The 18447-nt window shown below is 67.1% G+C and carries 18 protein-coding genes; 10 read left to right on the top strand and 8 right to left on the bottom strand.

Going from position 1 to position 18447, the window contains the following annotated elements; all coding sequences use genetic code 11:
- Positions 1–26 precede the first annotated feature (26 nt).
- The 5 genes from AC3FOF_RS36290 to AC3FOF_RS36270 all read right to left on the bottom strand — a co-directional run bounded on the left by AC3FOF_RS36290 (position 27) and on the right by AC3FOF_RS36270 (position 4094).
- Positions 27–488, bottom strand: a complete 462-nt coding sequence (locus AC3FOF_RS36290) for a winged helix-turn-helix transcriptional regulator (protein WP_035815425.1) — start codon at positions 486–488, stop codon at positions 27–29.
- A 144-nt stretch (positions 489–632) separates the two neighbouring features.
- Complete coding sequence (locus tag AC3FOF_RS36285) at positions 633–1454, bottom strand: siderophore-interacting protein (RefSeq protein ID WP_276267902.1); 822 nt, start codon at positions 1452–1454, stop codon at positions 633–635.
- 80 nt (positions 1455–1534) lie between these two features.
- Positions 1535–2272 (bottom strand): PadR family transcriptional regulator, encoded by a 738-nt coding sequence (locus AC3FOF_RS36280; protein ID WP_035810427.1) that lies wholly within the window; start codon positions 2270–2272, stop codon positions 1535–1537.
- A 384-nt stretch (positions 2273–2656) separates the two neighbouring features.
- Positions 2657–3250: a hypothetical protein gene (locus AC3FOF_RS36275; RefSeq protein ID WP_017226260.1), complete on the bottom strand. Its 594-nt coding sequence runs from the start codon at positions 3248–3250 to the stop codon at positions 2657–2659.
- A 265-nt stretch (positions 3251–3515) separates the two neighbouring features.
- Complete coding sequence (locus tag AC3FOF_RS36270; RefSeq protein ID WP_017226259.1) at positions 3516–4094, bottom strand: TetR/AcrR family transcriptional regulator; 579 nt, start codon at positions 4092–4094, stop codon at positions 3516–3518.
- Positions 4095–4306: 212 nt separating this feature from the next.
- On the opposite strand from AC3FOF_RS36270, the gene AC3FOF_RS36265 reads away from it, so the two are divergent.
- From AC3FOF_RS36265 to AC3FOF_RS36255, 3 genes are all read left to right on the top strand, one after another.
- Entirely contained in the window at positions 4307–5035 is a 729-nt protein-coding gene (locus tag AC3FOF_RS36265; protein WP_017226258.1) for an SDR family oxidoreductase, read from the top strand.
- A gap of 113 nt (positions 5036–5148) precedes the next feature.
- Positions 5149–5742 carry a 2-hydroxychromene-2-carboxylate isomerase gene (locus AC3FOF_RS36260; protein WP_017226257.1) on the top strand — a complete coding sequence of 198 codons (594 nt, stop codon included), beginning with the start codon at positions 5149–5151 and terminating at the stop codon, positions 5740–5742.
- 205 nt (positions 5743–5947) lie between these two features.
- Entirely contained in the window at positions 5948–6316 is a 369-nt protein-coding gene (locus AC3FOF_RS36255) for a hypothetical protein (protein WP_017226256.1), read from the top strand.
- Between the two features lie 68 nt (positions 6317–6384).
- On the opposite strand, the gene AC3FOF_RS36250 is transcribed toward AC3FOF_RS36255, so the two are convergent.
- The 3 genes from AC3FOF_RS36250 to AC3FOF_RS36240 form a co-directional block, all read right to left on the bottom strand.
- Entirely contained in the window at positions 6385–7461 is a 1077-nt protein-coding gene (locus tag AC3FOF_RS36250; protein ID WP_488729363.1) for an AI-2E family transporter, read from the bottom strand.
- Positions 7462–8023: 562 nt separating this feature from the next.
- Positions 8024–8779, bottom strand: coding sequence for a sulfite exporter TauE/SafE family protein (locus AC3FOF_RS36245; RefSeq protein ID WP_017227666.1), 756 nt, complete (start codon positions 8777–8779; stop codon positions 8024–8026).
- A 92-nt stretch (positions 8780–8871) separates the two neighbouring features.
- The gene (locus AC3FOF_RS36240) at positions 8872–9864 is read right to left on the bottom strand and encodes a LysR family transcriptional regulator (RefSeq protein WP_488729362.1); all 993 of its coding nucleotides are present in this window, start codon (positions 9862–9864) and stop codon (positions 8872–8874) included.
- A gap of 149 nt (positions 9865–10013) precedes the next feature.
- Here AC3FOF_RS36240 and dsdA point away from each other — a divergent pair, with 149 nt between their 5' ends.
- The 7 genes from dsdA to AC3FOF_RS36205 all read left to right on the top strand — a co-directional run bounded on the left by dsdA (position 10014) and on the right by AC3FOF_RS36205 (position 18438).
- The gene (gene dsdA / locus AC3FOF_RS36235) at positions 10014–11372 is read left to right on the top strand and encodes a D-serine ammonia-lyase (RefSeq protein ID WP_488729361.1); all 1359 of its coding nucleotides are present in this window, start codon (positions 10014–10016) and stop codon (positions 11370–11372) included.
- A gap of 79 nt (positions 11373–11451) precedes the next feature.
- Positions 11452–12432 (top strand): Bug family tripartite tricarboxylate transporter substrate binding protein, encoded by a 981-nt coding sequence (locus AC3FOF_RS36230; RefSeq protein WP_017227663.1) that lies wholly within the window; start codon positions 11452–11454, stop codon positions 12430–12432.
- Positions 12433–12556: 124 nt separating this feature from the next.
- Positions 12557–13741 (top strand): DSD1 family PLP-dependent enzyme, encoded by a 1185-nt coding sequence (locus AC3FOF_RS36225; RefSeq protein ID WP_488729360.1) that lies wholly within the window; start codon positions 12557–12559, stop codon positions 13739–13741.
- Between the two features lie 113 nt (positions 13742–13854).
- Positions 13855–15384 carry an amidase gene (locus AC3FOF_RS36220; RefSeq protein ID WP_488729359.1) on the top strand — a complete coding sequence of 510 codons (1530 nt, stop codon included), beginning with the start codon at positions 13855–13857 and terminating at the stop codon, positions 15382–15384.
- 428 nt (positions 15385–15812) lie between these two features.
- Positions 15813–17267, top strand: a complete 1455-nt coding sequence (locus tag AC3FOF_RS36215; protein ID WP_017229966.1) for a cytochrome ubiquinol oxidase subunit I — start codon at positions 15813–15815, stop codon at positions 17265–17267.
- A 5-nt stretch (positions 17268–17272) separates the two neighbouring features.
- Positions 17273–18280 carry a cytochrome d ubiquinol oxidase subunit II gene (gene cydB, locus AC3FOF_RS36210; RefSeq protein ID WP_017229967.1) on the top strand — a complete coding sequence of 336 codons (1008 nt, stop codon included), beginning with the start codon at positions 17273–17275 and terminating at the stop codon, positions 18278–18280.
- Positions 18280–18438 (top strand): DUF2474 family protein, encoded by a 159-nt coding sequence (locus AC3FOF_RS36205; RefSeq protein WP_488729358.1) that lies wholly within the window; start codon positions 18280–18282, stop codon positions 18436–18438. Before cydB ends, AC3FOF_RS36205 begins: the two co-directional genes overlap by 1 nt.
- Positions 18439–18447 lie beyond the last annotated feature (9 nt).

The following is an 18447-nucleotide window of genomic DNA, read 5'->3' as shown; positions in this document are numbered from 1 at the left end:
CGCTCAGGCGCGGGCGCGGGCGCGGGTCACGCGCCAGCGCCCTCGCCCACCTTGCTGACCACCGTGTCGCCGGGAGCGAGCAGGCGGCCATCCTCCGCGCGCACCTCGAGCAGCCTGACCGGCTTGCCTGCCTTGCTGTCCACCAGCACCGAATGCGACTCACCGGGGGCGAAGAAAAACGCCTCCCCCCATTGCCGCAATCCCACCACCACCGGAAACAGCGCGTTCCCCTTGGGCGTCAGCACATATTCCTGGTAAGCGCTGCCGTCCGATGCCGGCACCTGTTCCAGGATGCCGTGCGCCACCAGCGTGCGCAGGCGGTCGGCCAGGATATTCTTCGCCAGGCCAAGACTGCGCTGGAATTCGCCGAAGCGCCGCAAGCCATCGAAGGCGTCGCGCACGATCAACAGCGACCACCAGTCGCCGATCGCATCGAGCGAGCGGGCCACGGGGCATGCCGCGCCTTCCAGGCTGGTTCGGCGAACCATATTGCAACTCCGGTTGCGCGCCGCCCGCGTGGCGCCGCGGGATGCGGCGCGCTGCATCGGCGCCGGTACCGGCGCCTGCGGCGAGGCGGTCGCATTGTAAAACCAGTCGTCCGCCGCCACAACCTCGGACTGCCACGCTCGCCCTCAGTCTTCGAGCGTCTCGTGCACGGCGGCGGCGCCGGCCTTCCAGTAGCTGGCGGCCCGAATGCGCCCCTTCTCGATGCCGCGCTCGCCCACCAGGTACTGGCGCACCGCGCGCATCGCTGCCGCTTCGCCGGCCGCCCAGACATAGCCCTCTCCGCGCGGCAGCGTCAGCTCGCGCAGGGCCTGCTCGAGCAGGGCGCCAGCGCTGGTCCCCGCCGGCGCGCCATCGCGATGCTGCCAGCGGACCTGCACCTCGGCGTGGCTGGGCAGCGGGATTTCCGCTGCGGCATTGTCCACCGCCAGCACCACCAGTGCGCTCACGCCGGCCGGCAGCTCCTCGAGGCGGCGGCCGATCGCCGGCAAGGCGGTTTCATCGCCAACCAGCAGGTGCCAGTCGAAGCCATCGGGAATCACGAACGAGCCGCGCGGACCGCCCACGCCGAGATGCTGGCCGGGCGCGGCCTGTGCGGCCCAGGTGGACGCAGGGCCATCGCCATGCAGCACGAACTCGATATCGAGTTCGCCGGCGGCGGGGTCATAGCGGCGCGGCGTGTAATCGCGCGCAGCGGGCTTGGGTACGCCCTCGGGGAACACCGGTCCGTTGGGGCCGAGTTCGGGCAGCGCCGGCTTGTCCTGCCCGGGCGCCGGGAAGAATACCTTGACGTGGTCGTCGAAGGACGCGGACACGAAGTCCTTCAGATCGTCGCCGGCCAGCGTGACGCGCAGCAACTGCGGCGACACAGCCTGGGTGCGCACCACCTGCAGCAGGCGCATCTTGAGGGGGTGGCGAACGCGTTGCACGGTAAGGTCGCGAGTATGCATGGATTGACTTGATTCCTTGATGATTTGGTTTCTGCTTCTGTCCTGCCGGTGCCTGGCCGCATTGCGCGGCAGGCACCTGGTTAGCGTGCGGCGGGCGCGGCTGGCTCGGCGCTCGGCGCGGCCTCGATCTCCGCAGTCGCCCGCGTGAGGATGCCGGCAATGCGCCGCTGCTCGGCAGCAGAGGCATCGGTACGCATCAGCAAGGCACGCTTGAGCGCCATGCGGGCCTCGACGAACTCCGGCAGCCAGCCGCCCTGCGCGTCGCCCTCGTCGGCAGGCGTGCCACCCTCGGCCCCGCGCCCTGACAGCGCGCGGCGCACCCAGTCCATCTTGCGCGCCACATGCGTGATCTTGTTGAGCATCAGCGCGAGCCGCTCGCGGTTGGCCTCCAGGTGCGCCCGGCCCGGCTCGGCCAATTGGTAGCGCTTCTTGTTGCCCTCGGTGTCCACGGTGGCGTAGCCGAGTTCCTCAAGGAAGGTCAGTGCCGGATAGATCATGCCCGGGCTGGGCTTGTAGAAGCCGTTGGTGCGGGTTTCGAGGGCCTTGATCAACTCGTAGCCATGGCTGGGCTTTTCCTCCAGCAGGTACAGCAGCATCAGCTGGAGGTCGTCCGAGCTGAACTTGCGCCCGCGGCGCCAGCTATCGCCGTCGTCGTCGAAACCATCGCCCCCGCCGAAGAATCCGCCGGGACCGCCGCCGTGCCGGTGACGGCCAATGGCATGGCGCGCCAGGCGCGAAGCCGTGTCGGGGGATAAATGAGAAGACAGATGGGCAAGCATGTGATGACCTAACCTGCCCACAAGAGGATGGTGACGCATGGCCGTAGCTCCTTACATATCTGAAAACATATCTTAAGATATATATCGTACGTAAGGATGTCAAGGCGATATTTGTGGAACCGGCATGCCTTCCCTGCACCACCAACCTCCCCGGGAACCTCTTCCAAGCCGTCGAATTCATTGGGGGGCAATCTCAAGGCATGGTTGCGGGAATAGTGACCCGAAGGCGCCGCTGCCGGGCTGCAAGCCGGTGCCGTCCTGCGCGCCGGTGACTCTCCCGCAAAAAGAAAAAGCCCCCGGCCGGGGAGGTCAGGGGCTGAATAGAGAAGGCGGGTCGCGCACCGCCCAAGAGAAATGATAGCCAGCACAATGCGGTGCGCAATCCCCCGATCAGGTGACAGCCGCCAGGCCTGCCTGCCGCGCTCAGGAACTGGATGCCGGCACGCTGACGGTGACGGAAACCGCCTCGCGATAGACGATCCTGGCGAGACGGCCCGTTTTGATCCTGTCCAGGTTGATATTGGGATCCCTGACATTCACCGTGCGCAGCGTCTCCCGCGGGGTGCGGAAGGTCACAGTGCGATTCCTGGCATCCACCTTGGTGATCTGCGCCGTGACCGTAGTCGTGATCTCCCGGACAAAGCCGGGCTTGGCACCCTCGCCTGCCCGCGCGGTCCGCTCCACCGTCTCCGTCAGCGGCGCGTCCTTGCTGTCGAGCGGCTCCAGCGTGGTTACCGCCACCGCCCGCCGGGCGAGTGACACCACATCCCCTTTGTTGATCCGCCTGAAGTTCCTGGCTTCCGTACCGCCGATCAACTCAACGACGTTGCCGCGCGGGCCTTCCACCAGCACCGCCTTCGAATCCGGATCGATGGCAATCACACGCCCCGAAACCACCGATTCCTCGGCCATCCCAACCCCGACGGGCGGAGCAGCCTGGCTCGGCGGCGCAAAGAACACGGCCGCGCCAAGGCTGAGCGCATACAGGGAACGGGAGAACGGGCGGCGGTCTGGCATTTGTGTCCTGGCAAGTGAAGCAAGTGAAGGCAAGCGATTCGTCATTGAAGCCGTTCGAAGACAGTGCAGGCAGATGCGGGCGAGTCAACGCAAACAGGCTGCATGGGGTCCGATGTGGGTGCAACATAGCGCGTATCCAAGCCCCCCGGGACGCCGGTCGAAAGATTTCACATCACCCGCCGGAGGATGTGAATCCAGGGGTAGCCGGACGCGGATTGCCCAGGGTCACTGCCAAGCGCTGGATACCGCCATCGAGCCGTTGCGATCAAACAGCTTCCCTGGCAGCATCGCCGCCAAAGCGCGCTTCCAGCATCCGCCTCGCCCCCGCAAGGATGCCCCGCGCAACCTCGTCGCTGGCCACCGTGCGCGCCAGCACCAGCGCCCCCACACACTGGGAGATCAGTCCCCAGGCCTCTGCCCCGCCGTCAAGCCGCGCGGCGATATCCCGCTGTATCGCGACCATCCCCTCTTCGCATGCCCGCCGGGTATCCAGATCGGCGCGGGCGATCTCCGCCGCCAGGCTGGGCAACGGGCAGCCGGTCTCCGGGTGGCGCACATGCCCCATGGTCAGGTATCGGTCCAGCATATTCGCCAGCCACGCCCCGTCCTCCTCTCCGTCGGCCAGCAGCAATTCCCGGCTGCGCTCCAGTTCTCGCCCGATCACCTCGCGCAGCAGTGCCTGCTTGGATTCGAAATGGCTGTAGAAGGCGCCGCCGGTCATCCCGGCCGCGCTCATCAACTGGTCCACGCCAGTCGTGGCAAAGCCCTCGCGCTTGACCAGTGCGCCGCCGGCCTCCAGCACCCGCTGGCGGGTCGCAGCCTTGTGACTTGCGGAATAACGCATTGCTTCTCCTGGAATTGGTATCGGACGGATGAGGCTTGACGCAGCCCGCATCCATACCATAACGTTCGTTTATTAAACGATCGTTCAGCTTACGCCGGATACGCGCTTGCGGGAAGCGGGCGGTACCGGCAGATACGGGCAAATACAGGCAGGAACGCAAGAAACCCGTCCGGCGCCTTGCCGCGCGGATAATCCAAGACTGGAGACAAGCTATGTCGAACAAGAAAGCCATTCTCGTGGTGGGTGCCGGCGACGCAACCGGTGGGGCCATCGCGCGCCGCTTCGCACGCGAAGGCTATATCGCCTGCGTGACGCGGCGCCATGCCGATAAGCTGGCGCCGCTGGTGGAGCAGATCCGTGCCGAGGGCGGCGAAGCATATGGCTTTGCTTGCGACGCGCGCAAGGAAGAGGACACCGTGGCGCTGATCGAGCGCATCGAGCGCGAGATAGCGCCGCTGGAGGTGGCTATCTTCAATATCGGCGCCAATGTGCGGTTCTCCGTCCTGGAAACGACTTCCCGGGTCTATTTCAAAGTGTGGGAGATGGCCTGCTTCGGCGGCTTCCTGATGGGACGCGAAGCCGCCCGCGCGATGCTGCCGCGCGGACACGGCTCCATCTTCTTCACCGGCGCCACCGCCAGCCTGCGGGGGCGCGACGGCATGAGCGCCTTTGCCGGCGCCAAACACGCGCTACGCGCCCTGGCCCAGAGCATGGCACGCGAGCTTGGGCCGAAGAACATCCATGTGGCGCACCTGGTCGTGGACGCTGCCATCGACACCGATTTCATCCGCGAGAATTTCCCCGACCGCTACGCCACCAAGCAGGACGATGGCATCGTCAACCCCGAACACATCGCCGACACCTATTGGATGCTGCATCAGCAGCCGCGCGACGCGTGGACGCACGAACTCGACATCCGGCCATGGATCGAACCGTGGTAAGCCCCGGGGCCGGGCGGCACCGGCACAGCCACCGACGCAACGACTGACACAATGACTGACGCAACGACCCACGCCAGCAAAGCCAAAACACGATAACGAGCGGAGACGACGACATGACCCGGCAAGTAGAGTTTTATTTCGACTTCGGCAGCCCCTATTCCTACCTGGCCTACAAGGAACTGCCGCGCGTGGCGCAGCGCACCGGCGCGCAGATCGCATGGCGGCCGATCCTGCTGGGCGGCATCTTCAAGGCCACCGGCAACCACAGCCCCGCGGAGATTCCCGCCAAGGGCCGCTGGTCCAGGACCGATACCGCGCGCTGGTCGCGCCGCTATGGCGCAAACCTGCAGCAGAATCCATACTTCCCGATCAACACGCTGGCGCTGATGCGCGCCGCGACGGGTTTCCAGCTGCGGGACGAGGCGGCATTCCACCGCTACGTGGACGCGATATTCGCCGCCATGTGGGAGCAGCAGCGCAACCTGAACGATCCGGCCGAGATTGCCGCCGTGCTGGCGGCCGCAGGCTTCGATCCGCGCGAGGTGCTATCGATGATCGAAGACCCCGCAGTCAAGGAAGCCTTGAAGCAGGCCACCGAAGCGGCCGTGGCGCGCGGGGTGTTCGGCGCGCCGAGCTTCTTTGTTGGCGACGAGCTGTTCTGGGGCAACGATCGCCTGTTGTTCGTCGAGGAAGCGCTGGCAGGGTAGCGGGCGCCTCGCAGGAATGCAGCTGCCGTCAGGTCGTCGAGCCAGCGCGGCAGGATGGCCGAGTCCGCCTCGACGATCTTCCGCTTGCCCGGATTGCACGCTGGAGAAGGCACGCACGGGCACAGGTAGAATCCAGTCCCCGGGGAGGCGTCCGCACGATGCCGGCATTCCCGGCTCCCTGTTCCCTGCACCTATCCGGAAAGCCATGACGCAAAGTCCACCGGCCTCGTCCGCCTACGAGATCCTCTTCGCCTTCACCGGCAAGGCTGGCACCGTGCTTGAATTCAAGCGCCTCGGGCTACCCGCCGATGCGCCACGCGCGTGCAGATACCAATGGTTGTGGGTAGGGGCCGGCCATCGCCCCTGGCAAGCGCTGCCACTGCAATTTGTCTCGATGAGCCAGGGGCTCCGCCAGGAGCGCGTGTTTGCAGAAGCCACGCTGCGCTTCGACGAGCGGGAGGCAGAATTGACGCTGCGGGCGGGAGCCACGCTGCACTTGCAGGCATGCCTGCCGGACGCCGTACCGCCCGGCGTGGAGGCGCTGGTGGCGCGTTGCGCGGCACTGGTTGCGTGAGGGCGGCAAAACCGATGCAAACTGCAGCGGGCGCGCACCGCCTGTGCCGGCCTCTCCGCCCAGCCGCCTCACTCGCCAAGAAATTCCGCCAGCAATTCCATGCCCTCCACATGGTCCGCCACCACCTTGGCGATCACTGCGATGGGAATCGCCAGCAGCACGCCCCAGGCACCCCATAGCCAGGTAAAGAGCAGCAGCACCACGAACACCGCTACTGCGTTCATCTTTGCCATGCGCCCCGTCATCCAGGTCGTGAGCAGCGAGCCGACCAGGGTGGCGATCAGCAGCGAGCCGCCCGCCGCCAGCGCCGCCAGGCCGAAGCCACCGGACTGCATGAAGGCGGCCAGTCCGATACATCCCGCGATCAGGACCGCGCCAAAGTACGGCACCAGATGCAGGGCCGCGGCGGCAAGGGCCAGGGTACCGGCGTTGTCCAGTTGCAGCCACTTCAGCAGGATCCACGTCAGCAACCCCACCATGGCATTGGTGACCAGCAGCATCACCATATAGCGCTGGATCTGCCGGTTGATCTCGTCGAGCATATGCACGCTGATCTTCTTCTGTGTCAGTGTGGTGCCGGCCATCTTGACGAACTTCCGCTTGAACATGTCACCGGACACCAGCATGAAGAAGGCCAGGAACAGGACGACGGCGGCCTGGGCGGCCATCGCGAAGATCCCGAGCGAGCCTGCCAGCAGCATGTTGTTGACCGGGTCGCCCGCGCGCTCCACGACGATTTGCGAGCCGCGTGCATGTGGCGCCTGCGCGGTGCCGCCTAGCACTGTGGCCGCCCGCCGGATCTTTTGGAGCATGGAATCGTTGCCGCTGAGCAAGGCACTGACGGAGCGCGACAGCTTGGCGGCCACTTCCGGCAGCCGGTCGACCAGGGCGGCAATCTGGTCCTGCAGCAGATACGCGCAGCAGACCACGCCGGCCAGCAATGCCAGCAGCACCAGCGAGGCGCCGATCGCGCGCGGCACCCGGCGGCGCGACAGCACCGTGACCATGGGATCGAGCATGTAGGCAATGATCACCGCCAGCACCACGGGAATGACAAAGGCGCTGGCAAGGTGCAGCGTGTAGAGCGAGGCGAGCACTGCGAGGACGGTGAGCGCCCGCCCGCCGCGCCCGTCGGACACGATCACGGGCGTGGGCGCCGGGGCCTGGATTGCCGGCGCTGCGGCGGCCCGCTCTTCGCCGGCCTCCGGGGCACCGGCGCTCCCGCTCGCCGGATCGCCGCGCCCGCTGCCGGCGATGCCATCAGGTGGAGCGGACGGAGCGGAAGGTTGCCCCGCTGCGCCAGGAAAGGTGTTTGCATCTGCCATTGGGGGGCCGCTACCGGGCATGAACGAGGGACGAAGGCATCGGGGATTCCGGGATGCATGCAAGCGCAAGGCGTGCACGATCCTGCCAAAGCGCAGTGCGGCTGACCGAAGGAACCATGGCGCGCAAACGCGCCGCGCAATGCGTCATACAAGCATAGCCCCGCCGGCCGGCATTACTGTCGGAGAATGCCGCCTGCCCATGTAGGACAAGCACATCTTGTTCCTCGGCAAGCAATACGTCGCCTGGCCAGGAACGGTGCAGCGGCGTAGAAGCGGAGACAAAGCGGCGCACAGCGCGCATGACAGCCGCCATCATCGCGGAGTTCGAGCGCGGCTGCCATCCGGCGCCGCCGCCGGCCCGGGTGGCATCCAGCCATGCCCCCTAGAGCAATGGCCCCAGCAGTTTCGGCAGCGAGGCCGCCAGCAAGGCCACGCCGGAGGCTGTCAGCAGGCTCAGCACGATCCTGCGGAAGGCGATTTCGCTGATGCCGATGTACAGGCGCGCGCCCAGGATGCTCGGCACCAGCATGGCTGGGCCCACCACCATGAACATGGGCAGCATAGCGCGCGTGACGATGCCGCTGCCCACGTAGGTTGCCATGGTCACCGCCAGCGTGGCGAGGTTGAAGTTCTGGATGATGGCGCGCTGCTCGTCCTTGGGCAGTCCGCGCAACGTGCACCAGAGCGTCGGGATAACGCCTGAGAAGCCTCCGATACCCCCCATGATGCCGCCGGCCGCGCCGATCACGCCGTCTGCCAGCCGGCCGCCGGCCCTGATCTGCGGCAGTTGCTTCGACAACAGCATCAGTGGGCACCAGATCACAAGCAAGGCGCCCAGGCAGGCTTTGAACAGTCCCGCGTTCAGGCTTGGCAGGATGGCCACGCCGATGGGAATGCCGGCAAGCCCGCCCGCCAGGAAAGGCAGCAGCTGCCGTGGCGAGAAACTGCGCCGTACCGTTACGGCCGCCACCAGTTGCCCGGTCAGCGAGCCGAACACCGCCATCGCCGCGGCCAGGCGCGGCTCGATGGTCCAGACCCAGAACGACATCGCCACCATGCCGAAGGCAAATCCGGACAAGCCCTGCACGAAGCCGGCCACGACGGCGCCCAGCGCCACGATCAGAACGGGAAAATCCATCGGAGACTCGAATCCCTGCCGTGGACGCACCACCGGATGACGAAGGCGCCCCACGGAAAAACCGCAAACTATGCCGCGAATCGGGCGCTTTGTCATCCTCCCGCCGGTCTCGGCAGCGCCGCCCGGCCGCCACGCGCCTGGATATGGAGCACCCTGGCCCGGGCCGCGTCGAAGCGGGCGCCCTCCGCCGCCAGCCAGTCTTCCACCATGGCGATGTGCGGCGTCTGCCCATGCGCCGAGACAAAGAAGTAGGACGCCTGCGAGCGTGCGTGGACGCCAAACAGGTCCACCAGCCGTCCGGCTTCGATATCCTCCAGCACCAGCGCGGAACGTCCCATGGCGATGCCTTGCCCGGCCAGCGCGGAGCCCACGGCCAACTGGGACAGGTTGAAGCGCTGGCCAGAGTCCAGATCGTCCATCTCCACGCCCGCCACCTGCAGCCAGCACTGCCATTCCGCGAAGGCTTGTGCGCCGTCCCACGGACTGATGTCGTGCAGCAACCATGCGCCCTTCAGGTCTTGCGGCGAGCGCAGGCCGGGATGGGCGGCAAGGAAAGCCGGACTGGCCACCGGCAGCAGCCATTCGTCCAGGAACAGCCGTGCCTTGAGGTCGTCATAGCCGCCCAGGTCGAAACGCACCGCGGCATCGATGCCGTCGCGCACCATACGGGTGCGGTCGAGCGCGTGGAATTCGCCATATACCCGCAAACCCACCTCCGGGTGATCGCGAAAAAAGTCGCCCAGGCGCGGGGTCAGCCAGCGCATGGCGAACGACGGCGCACAACTCAGCGCAATCGGCCCGGACTCGCGCGGCTTGCGCAGCTGGGTCAGCGTGCTCTCGATGGCCTGGAAGGATTCGCGCAGCACAAAGCGCAAGCGTTCGCCCTCCGGGGTCAGCATCAGCGCGCGCGGAGTGCGCAGGAACAGTGGCCGGTCGAGCCATTGCTCCAGTTGCTTGACCTGCTGGCTGACCGCGCCCTGCGTGACGCAAAGCTCGGCCGCGGCGTGGGTGAAGTTGCAGTGGCGCGCGGAGGCCTCGAAACAGCGCAGCCAGCTTAGTACGGAAGACGATAACAAGGTGCTCATTGACGTTGGTACGTTAGCCGGCCTGGATTCCGGCACCTGGAATACCATTAGTTAAACTAATGCCTCGCTAAGTATAAATCGATTGCCTGAGGGCACGCCCGGCCCAACAATGCAGTCACCCCGGAACACGCGACAGCCAATCTATCCCGATGAATCAGCCTACCACCATCGACAATCCGCAAGAAAATCCGTCTGCATATGCGGATCTGCGCGCAGGAACCCCCTTGCTATGGTGCAATCCGGCCCGTACGGACATCCCGGCCACGGTCCAGGCAGCGGGCGAACTGCACATTAGTCTAGCTGATGTCGAAGCAGCCCAGGCGAGATTCCGGCGCTTTGCCCCGCTGCTGCCCGCACTGTTCCCGGAGCTGGCGGAGACGGCCGGCGTCATCGAATCTCCCCTGCTTGCCGTGCCCGCCATGCAGGAAGGCCTTGGGCTCGCACCGGTACAGGGCCGCCTCTGGGTGAAGGCCGACCATAGCCTGCCGGTGGCCGGCTCGATCAAGGCGCGTGGCGGCATCCACGAGGTGCTGGAATTTGCCGAGTCCCTGGCGCTGCGGCACGGCCTGATCGGGCCCGCAAGCGACGGCCCGGAAGACTACCTGGCACTGGCGCGGCCTGCAGCGCGGGAACTGTTCGAGCGCTACCAGGTGGCGGTGGGTTCCACCGGCAACCTCGGCCTGAGCATTGGCGTGATGGCCTCGGCGCTGGGCTTTCGCGCCGCCGTGCATATGTCGTCGGACGCCAAGGAATGGAAAAAGGCGCGCCTGCGCAACCGAGGCGTGGAGGTGGTGGAACACGCCGGCGACTACGAGGAAGCCGTCGCCGCCGGCCGCCGCCAGGCGCAGCAGGACGAGTTCACCTACTTTGTCGACGACGAGCGCTCGCTGTCGCTGCTGCTGGGCTACAGCGCGGCGGCACTGCACCTGCGCGAACAGTTGGCGGCGCAGGACATCCGTGTCGACGCCACCCATCCATTGTTCGTCTACCTGCCGTGCGGCGTGGGCGGCGCGCCGGCCGGCATCGCGTTCGGCTTGCGCCAGCTGTTCGGGCCGCATGTCCACTGCTTCTTCGCGGAACCGACCCAGTCGCCCTGCTTCCTGGTGCAGATGATGGCGGACAGTGGCAATCCCTCGGTCTACGACGTTGGCCTGAGCAACCGCACCGAGGCCGACGGCCTGGCCGTGCCACGCGCCTCCGAACTGGCGGCGGCGGTCATGCGCCCGCTGCTGTCCGGCGTCTTTACCGTGGCGGACGACACGCTCTTCGCCCATCTCGCGCTGGCATGGCGCATGCAGGGGCTGCGCATCGAACCATCGGCCGCCGCCGGTTTCAGCGGGCCGCGCATGCTGTGCGAGAGCGCCGCCGGGCGCGGCTACCTGGCCCGGCACCAGTTGCAGGCCGTCATGCCGCAGGCTACCCACCTGGTCTGGACCACGGGCGGATTATTCGTGCCGCAGGCCGAGTACCAGGGGTTCCTGGACAAGGCCGCCACGCTTGGCGCCTGATCCGCACGGCCAGCCTCATCGATCAACCATCGCACGCCAGCCGGCCCTCCGGCGGCCTCTGCCAAGCAGGAGAGTCAGCATGAAATCCGTCCACACCTTCAAGCTCGCGTGCCTGGCCGCCTGTTGCCTGGCGGTGCCTGCCGGCAGTGCGCTGGCCCAGGCCTATCCCACCCACCCGCTCCAGATGGTGATCCCCTTCCCGCCCGGCGGCGCCACCGATGTGATCGGCAGGCTGCTGGCCAAGAAGCTCGGCGACCGCCTGGGGCAGACCGTGGTCATCGACAACCGGCCGGGTGCCGGCACCATCGTCGGCGCCGGCCTGGTCGCCAAGGCCGCGCCGGATGGCTACACGCTGCTGGTCAGTTCCGGAACCACCTTCACGGTCAATCCGGCCATCCATCCCAGGCTGCCCTACGATCCGCTCAAGAGCTTCGAGCCGATCGGGCTGACCGGGCGTACCGGCCTGATCCTGCTGGCCAACCGCGACGTACCGGTCAACAACCTCAAGCAACTCGCGGCGACGCTCAAGGCCGCGCCCGGCAAGTACTCCTACGGCTCCTTCGGCACCGGCACCACCGCCCAGTTCGCCGGCGAAATGCTGCTCAACGATCTCGGCGTCAAGATGCTGCATGTGCCCTATCGCGGCAGCTCGCCGGCCATGACCGACCTGATCGGCGGCCAGATCCCGTTCTCGGTGGACACGGTCGCGGCCGCTGTACCGCAGCTCCGAGCCGGCAAGATCAAGGCCATCGCGGTGACCACCGCCAAGCGCTCGACGCTGCTGCCCGACGTGCCCACCGTGGCGGAGAGCGGCTTCCCGGCTACCGACATGGATACCTGGCTGGCGGTGGTGGCGCCGCGCGGCCTGGCGCCCGAGGTCAAGGCCCGGCTGGAGAAGGCCCTCGCCGAAACCATGGCCGACCCGGACACCCGCAAGAAGCTGCTGGACAACGGTTTCGAGCCGGCCTACGGCAGCGGGGCCGAGGTGACGGCGCTGATCACCAGGGAGCTGCCGCGCATGCGCGCCATCGCGCAGCGCGCCAATATCCAGGCCGACTGACCGGCGCCTGAAGGCTCGGAGGCCGCGCGGTTTGACAGTGCCGCCCTCCGCCCACATCATCGCAGGCACGGCCGCCCCCGAGGCGGCGCCATGCCATCCGGAACGAACCGAGACCCCCCGACACATGACGCTCCCCGATTCCGCCACACCAGGCTTGAGGCTCGCGCCGCCCGCCGTTGCCGGCCAGCCCGCGGCCACCATCGATACCCCCTCGCTGGTGCTCGACCTGGACGTCTTTGAACGCAACCTGGCGCAGATGCAGCAGGCCGCAGACAAAGCCGGCGTACACCTGCGCCCGCACGCCAAGGCGCACAAGTGCCCGGCAATCGCGCTGGCGCAGATCGCGCGCGGCGCGGTCGGCATCTGCTGCCAGAAGGTGAGCGAGGCGCTGCCCTTCGTGCAGGCAGGGGTTACCGACATCCACATCAGCAACGAGATCGCCGGAGCGGCCAAGGCCGCGCTGCTGGCCGGCATGGCGCGGCACGCCCGGCTCAGCGTCTGCGTCGACGACGCGCGGCAGATCGGCGCGCTCGCCGAAGCCGCCGGGCACGCCGGCAGCACCATCGGCGTGTTCGTGGAAATCGACGTCGGCCAGGGGCGCTGCGGCGTGGCCGATGCGCCTGCCGCGCTGCGCCTGGTACAGGCCATCGGCGCACACGCGCGGCTGGAATTCCGCGGCCTGCAGGCCTATCACGGCGGCATCCAGCATGTGCGCGACTACGCCTCGCGCAGGCAGGCAGCAGCCGACGCGGCGGCGCGCACGGCAGCCGTGGTTGCCGAACTGGCCGAGGCCGGCGTGGCCTGCCCGACGGTCACCGGCGGGGGCAGCGGCAGCGTCGAGTTCGACCTGGCGAGCGGCGTCTATACCGAGATCCAGCCCGGCTCCTATATCTTCATGGACGCCGACTACGGCCGCAACGACTACAGCGGCGCACTGCGCTTCGAACACAGCCTGTTTATCGCCAGCACCGTGATGAGCGTGGCGGCGGCGACGCGGCCCGCGCCACGCGTCGTGCTGGACGCCGGACTCAAGTCGATGGCGGTGGATTCCGGCCTGCCGCTGGTGTGGGGCGCGGCAGGCCCGGACCAGGCGTTGGCCTACGTGGCCGCCAACGACGAGCACGGCATCGTCGAGCCACTCACCAGGGCCGGTGCCAGTGCCGCCAGCCTGCCCGCCTTGGGCACCCAGGTGTTGCTGGTTCCGGGCCACTGCGACCCCACGCTCAACCTGTACGACGAAATCGTGGGCGTGCGCGGCCAGACCGTGGCATGCCTGTGGCCGGTGGCGGCGCGCGGGCTGAGCCGCTAGCCCTTCGCCACCACGCGTCGGGCCGCGCCAATGCACAGCCAATGCAGCCAATGCCTATCGGAGCACCGCCAATACCAGCGCGGTGCTCTCCACCCATGCCAGAGAATGCCATCATGACCCAGAACGACAGCCTGCTCGCCCAATCCGCCGTGGCCCTGCGCCGCATGATCGGCAGCAAGGAAATCTCGCCGGTTGAACTGCTGGAGGCATGCATCGCCCGCATCGAGGCGGTCAATCCCTTTATCAACGCCGTCACCGCCACCTGCTACGAGCGCGCACGCGACGAGGCCCGGGCCGCCGAACGCGCCGTGCTCGACGGCGCCCCGCTGGGCCTGCTGCATGGCCTGCCGCTCGGCGTGAAAGACCTGGAAGCCACCGCTGGCCTGCTCACCACCTATGGCTCGCCGCTCTACCGCGACAATGTGCCCAGCGCCGATAACGTGCTGGTGGCACGCCTGCGCGCCGCCGGCGCCATCGTTACCGGCAAGACCAATATTCCCGAGATGGGCGCAGGCGCCAATTCGCGCAACGCGGTGTGGGGCGCCACCGGCAATCCGTTCAACCCCAACCTCAATGCCGGCGGCTCGTCCGGCGGCTCGGCTGCCGCGCTGGCAACCGACATGCTGCCGGTGTGCACGGGCTCGGATACCGGCGGCTCGCTGCGCATTCCCGCCGCCAAATGCGGTGTAGTGGGCTTCCGCCCGTCGCCGGGCGTGGTGCCCAGTTCGCGCAAGCTGCTGGGCTGGACACCGATTTCCGTGGTCGGGCCGATGGGCCGCACGGTGGCCGATGCCTGCCTGCAACTGGCAGCCTCCGCCGGTGTCTCGGCCAGCGACCCGCTCACCTATGCGCTCGACCCGCTGTCCTTCCTGGTACCGGCCAATGTCGACCTGGGCTCGCTGCGGGTGGGCTGGACCGAGGATTTCGGCGTGTGCGCGGTGGACAACCAGATCCGGCAAGTCTTTCGCGACAAGATCGCGGCCATGCGGCACCTGTTCCGCAGTTGCGACGAGATCCGCTTTGACCTGGGCGATGCACACCGCTGCTTCGACGTGCTGCGTGCGGAGAGCTTCGTGGCCGGCATGCATGAGGCCTATCAGCGCGACCCGGCCAGCCTGGGGCCCAACACGCGCGCCAACTACGAGATGGGCGCCGCCATGTCGCTCGGCGACAGCGCCTGGGCACAGGCCGAGCAGACCCGCATCCTTGGCCGCTTCCAGGCGGCCTTCGAGGACTACGACATCATCCTGTCGCCGACCACCCCGGTCTCGCCCTTCCCGTGGACCAGCCTCTACGCCGAGCGCATCAACGGTGAGAAGCAGGAGAATTACTACCGCTGGCTGGCGCCGACCTACGTGGTGACGCTGACAACGCATCCCGCCATCAGCCTACCGTGCGGCGTGGACCATGCCGGCATGCCGTTCGGCCTGCAGGTGGTCGGACGCTTCCGCGCCGATCACCATACGCTGGGCGTGGCGCATGCCATGGAACAGGCTTTCGCAGGATCGGAGTCGCTGCGCCGTCCGGTGCCGCGCCTGGATCAATTGCGTGCGGCGGTGCCCGACCTGAGGTCGATTGTCACAGCACCGCCGATGCTGGCTGGTACCGGCTCCGGGCAAGGATCCCCGGTATCGGCCGTGTAGGCGGGGGGCTGCGGCAGGCCATATCCGCTGTCCGGCTATCCGGCGCCGGCAGGGGCTACGTCGACACCGGCTACCCTCTCAAACTGATACGGTCTTTTACTCCACGGTTGCTTCTGTTATCCATGCCGCCCTGCCGGTAGCATGTTGTCCATGGCACGCGCCCGGCACGATCACCCGATCGTCCGGCCGGGCGCCGCGCCCAATCTCCCGGCCTTGCTCATGGAAATCCCCGCTTCAACCCTGTCCGTCCGGACAGGCCTCTCGCCTCGCCAGGCATCCCTCCACTTGCCGCCCGGCCGCCCAGGCCCGAATAAAGAGCCCTTCAGTGCGCTCACGCAGTGGAGTACCCTATCTACTCGTGCGACTGAAACGCAACGCGGGCCGACCGCCAGCCCACACCGTCCCCGCCGCACCATGGAGGTCACCATATGTTCGGCTTGAGCGCGCTCGACCTGGCCCGGATCCAGTTCGGCTTCACCATTTCCTTCCATATCATCTTCCCCGCCATCACCATCGGCATGGCGAGCTACCTGGCGGTGCTGGAAGGCTGCTGGCTACGCACGCAGAACACGGTCTATCGCGACCTCTATCACTTCTGGTCCAAGATCTTCGCCGTCAACTTCGGCATGGGCGTGGTCTCGGGGCTGGTGATGGCCTACCAGTTCGGCACCAATTGGAGCTTCTTCTCGGACTTTGCCGGCAGCGTGACCGGTCCGCTGCTTGCGTATGAAGTGCTGACGGCCTTCTTCCTGGAGGCGGGTTTCCTCGGCGTGATGCTGTTCGGCTGGAAAAAGGTCGGCCCCGGCCTGCACTTCTTCGCCACACTGATGGTGGCGCTGGGCACGCTGATCTCGGCCACGTGGATCCTGGCCTCCAACAGCTGGATGCAAACGCCGCAGGGCTACGAGATCATCGACGGCCGCGTGGTCCCGGTGGACTGGCTCGCTGTCATCTTCAATCCGTCGTTCCCGTACCGGCTGGTGCATATGAGCGTGGCGGCCTTCCTTGCCACCGCGCTGTTCGTAGGCGCCTCCGCCGCCTGGCACCTGCTGCGCCGGCGCGACAACCCGGCCATCCGCAAGATGCTGTCGATGGCGATGTGGATGCTGCTGATCGTGGCGCCGATCCAGGCGGTGATCGGCGACATGCATGGTCTCAACACGCTCCAGCACCAGCCGGCCAAGATTGCCGCGCTGGAGGGCCACTGGCAGAACCGTGGCGACGAGGCGCTGCCGCTGATCGTGTTCGGCTGGCCCGACATGGCGCGCGAGGAAACCCGTTTCGCCGTGGAAATCCCGCGGCTGGGCAGCCTGATCCTCACCCACACCTGGGATGGCCAGATCAAGGGCCTGAAGGACTTCGCACCGCAGGACCGGCCCAACGCCACCATCCTCTTCTGGTGCTTCCGCGTGATGGTGGGACTCGGCATGCTGATGATCCTGCTCGGGCTCTGGAGCCTGCTGCTGCGCCGTGGCGAGGCACTCTACCGCTCGCGCGCTTTCCTGCGCATGGCGCTATGGATGGGCCCGGCCGGGCTGATCGCGCTGCTGGCAGGCTGGTTCACCACCGAGATCGGGCGCCAGCCCTGGGTGGTCTATGGCGTGATGCGCACGGCCGATGCCGTCTCGCCGCACGGCGTGCCGGAACTGGCCTTCTCGCTCGGGCTGTTCGTGGTGGCTTATTTCTTCGTGTTTGGCGTCGGTATCGCCTACATGATGCGGCTGGTGCGCAAGGGCCCGGTGATGCATGAGGGCGACCCGCCTCCCGATGGCGGCCACGAGGTGGAGGGCACCCCGGCGCGCCCGCTGTCCGCCGTGGACGATCCGGGCGATGTGCCGAATGCGGTCGCCTCCGCTAACCGCATGGCCGACAGCAGGAGCTGAACATCATGGGCATCGATCTCTCTCTTATCTGGGCCGTCATCATCTTCTTCGGCGTGATGATGTATGTGGTGATGGACGGCTTTGACCTTGGCATCGGCATGCTGTATCCCTTCGTGCCCGACCGCCAAGACCGCGATGTGATGATGAACACGGTGGCCCCGGTCTGGGACGGCAACGAGACCTGGCTGGTGCTCGGCGGCGCGGGCCTGCTGGCGGCCTTCCCGCTGGCCTACTCGGTGGTACTCAGCGCGCTCTACCTGCCGCTGATCTTCATGCTGCTCGGGCTGATCTTCCGCGGCGTGGCGTTCGAGTTCCGCTTCAAGGCCAATGACCGCGAGCGCCATGTCTGGGACAAGGCCTTCATCTGCGGCTCGCTGATGGCGGCCTTCTTCCAGGGGGTTTCGCTGGGCGCGTACATCGATGGCATCCGGGTGACGGGGCGCGCCTTCTCGGGCGGGCCGCTGGACTGGCTGCAGCCCTTCCCGCTGTTCTGCGGCGTCGGCGTGGTGGTGGCGTACACCGTACTGGGCAGCACCTGGCTGATCATGAAGACCGAAGGCCCGCTGCACCAGCGCATGCTGGAGCTGACGGCCAAGCTGGCCTGGGTGCTGCTGGCGGTGATCGCGGTGATCAGCATCTGGACGCCGCTCGCGCAGCCGCGCATTGCCGCGCGCTGGTTCAGCCTGCCCAACCTGATCTGGTTCTCGCCGGTACCGTTGCTGGTGGCGTTCGCCATGTACCGGCTGATCCGTTCGCTGCAGCACCATGCCCACCTGGCACCGTTCATGTACACGCTGGCGCTGGTCTTCCTGGGCTATAGCGGGCTGGCCATCAGCGTGTGGCCGAACATCGTGCCGCCGAACATCTCGATCTGGGATGCCGCCGGGCCGGCGCAGAGCCAGGGTTTCGCGCTGGTGGGCGCACTGTTCATCATTCCGTTCATCCTGATGTACACCGTCTGGTCCTACTACGTGTTCCGCGGCAAGGTCAAACACGGCGAGGGGTACCACTGATGGCGGTGGCGAATCGCGGGCGCGGCGGCAAACCGCACAGGCCCTGGCTCAGGCGAGTGGGCTGGATGCTGCTGATCTGGGTGGCCAGCGTGGCAGCGCTGGGCGCAGCGGCCCTGCTGCTGCGCCTGCTGATGCGCGCGGCAGGCATGCATAGCTGAGGGACTTCC

It is taken from the genome of Cupriavidus sp. 96C5-1, from assembly GCF_057798855.1.
Note: the sequence above shows the minus strand (reverse complement) of the source record. Positions and strands in the feature narration are given on the sequence as shown.

Excerpts from the sequence above, each read along its gene's own strand:
- AC3FOF_RS36290 (WP_035815425.1), bottom strand. The coding sequence starts at position 488 with ATGGTTCGCCGAACCAGCCTGGAAGGCGCGGCATGCCCCGTGGCCCGC.
- AC3FOF_RS36285 (WP_276267902.1), bottom strand. The coding sequence starts at position 1,454 with ATGCATACTCGCGACCTTACCGTGCAACGCGTTCGCCACCCCCTCAAG.
- AC3FOF_RS36280 (WP_035810427.1), bottom strand. The coding sequence starts at position 2,272 with ATGCGTCACCATCCTCTTGTGGGCAGGTTAGGTCATCACATGCTTGCC.
- AC3FOF_RS36275 (WP_017226260.1), bottom strand. The coding sequence starts at position 3,250 with ATGCCAGACCGCCGCCCGTTCTCCCGTTCCCTGTATGCGCTCAGCCTT.
- AC3FOF_RS36270 (WP_017226259.1), bottom strand. The coding sequence starts at position 4,094 with ATGCGTTATTCCGCAAGTCACAAGGCTGCGACCCGCCAGCGGGTGCTG.
- AC3FOF_RS36265 (WP_017226258.1), top strand. The coding sequence starts at position 4,307 with ATGTCGAACAAGAAAGCCATTCTCGTGGTGGGTGCCGGCGACGCAACC.
- AC3FOF_RS36260 (WP_017226257.1), top strand. The coding sequence starts at position 5,149 with ATGACCCGGCAAGTAGAGTTTTATTTCGACTTCGGCAGCCCCTATTCC.
- AC3FOF_RS36255 (WP_017226256.1), top strand. The coding sequence starts at position 5,948 with ATGACGCAAAGTCCACCGGCCTCGTCCGCCTACGAGATCCTCTTCGCC.
- AC3FOF_RS36245 (WP_017227666.1), bottom strand. The coding sequence starts at position 8,779 with ATGGATTTTCCCGTTCTGATCGTGGCGCTGGGCGCCGTCGTGGCCGGC.
- AC3FOF_RS36240 (WP_488729362.1), bottom strand. The coding sequence starts at position 9,864 with ATGAGCACCTTGTTATCGTCTTCCGTACTAAGCTGGCTGCGCTGTTTC.
- dsdA (WP_488729361.1), top strand. The coding sequence starts at position 10,014 with ATGAATCAGCCTACCACCATCGACAATCCGCAAGAAAATCCGTCTGCA.
- AC3FOF_RS36230 (WP_017227663.1), top strand. The coding sequence starts at position 11,452 with ATGAAATCCGTCCACACCTTCAAGCTCGCGTGCCTGGCCGCCTGTTGC.
- AC3FOF_RS36225 (WP_488729360.1), top strand. The coding sequence starts at position 12,557 with ATGACGCTCCCCGATTCCGCCACACCAGGCTTGAGGCTCGCGCCGCCC.
- AC3FOF_RS36220 (WP_488729359.1), top strand. The coding sequence starts at position 13,855 with ATGACCCAGAACGACAGCCTGCTCGCCCAATCCGCCGTGGCCCTGCGC.
- AC3FOF_RS36215 (WP_017229966.1), top strand. The coding sequence starts at position 15,813 with ATGTTCGGCTTGAGCGCGCTCGACCTGGCCCGGATCCAGTTCGGCTTC.
- cydB (WP_017229967.1), top strand. The coding sequence starts at position 17,273 with ATGGGCATCGATCTCTCTCTTATCTGGGCCGTCATCATCTTCTTCGGC.
- AC3FOF_RS36205 (WP_488729358.1), top strand. The coding sequence starts at position 18,280 with ATGGCGGTGGCGAATCGCGGGCGCGGCGGCAAACCGCACAGGCCCTGG.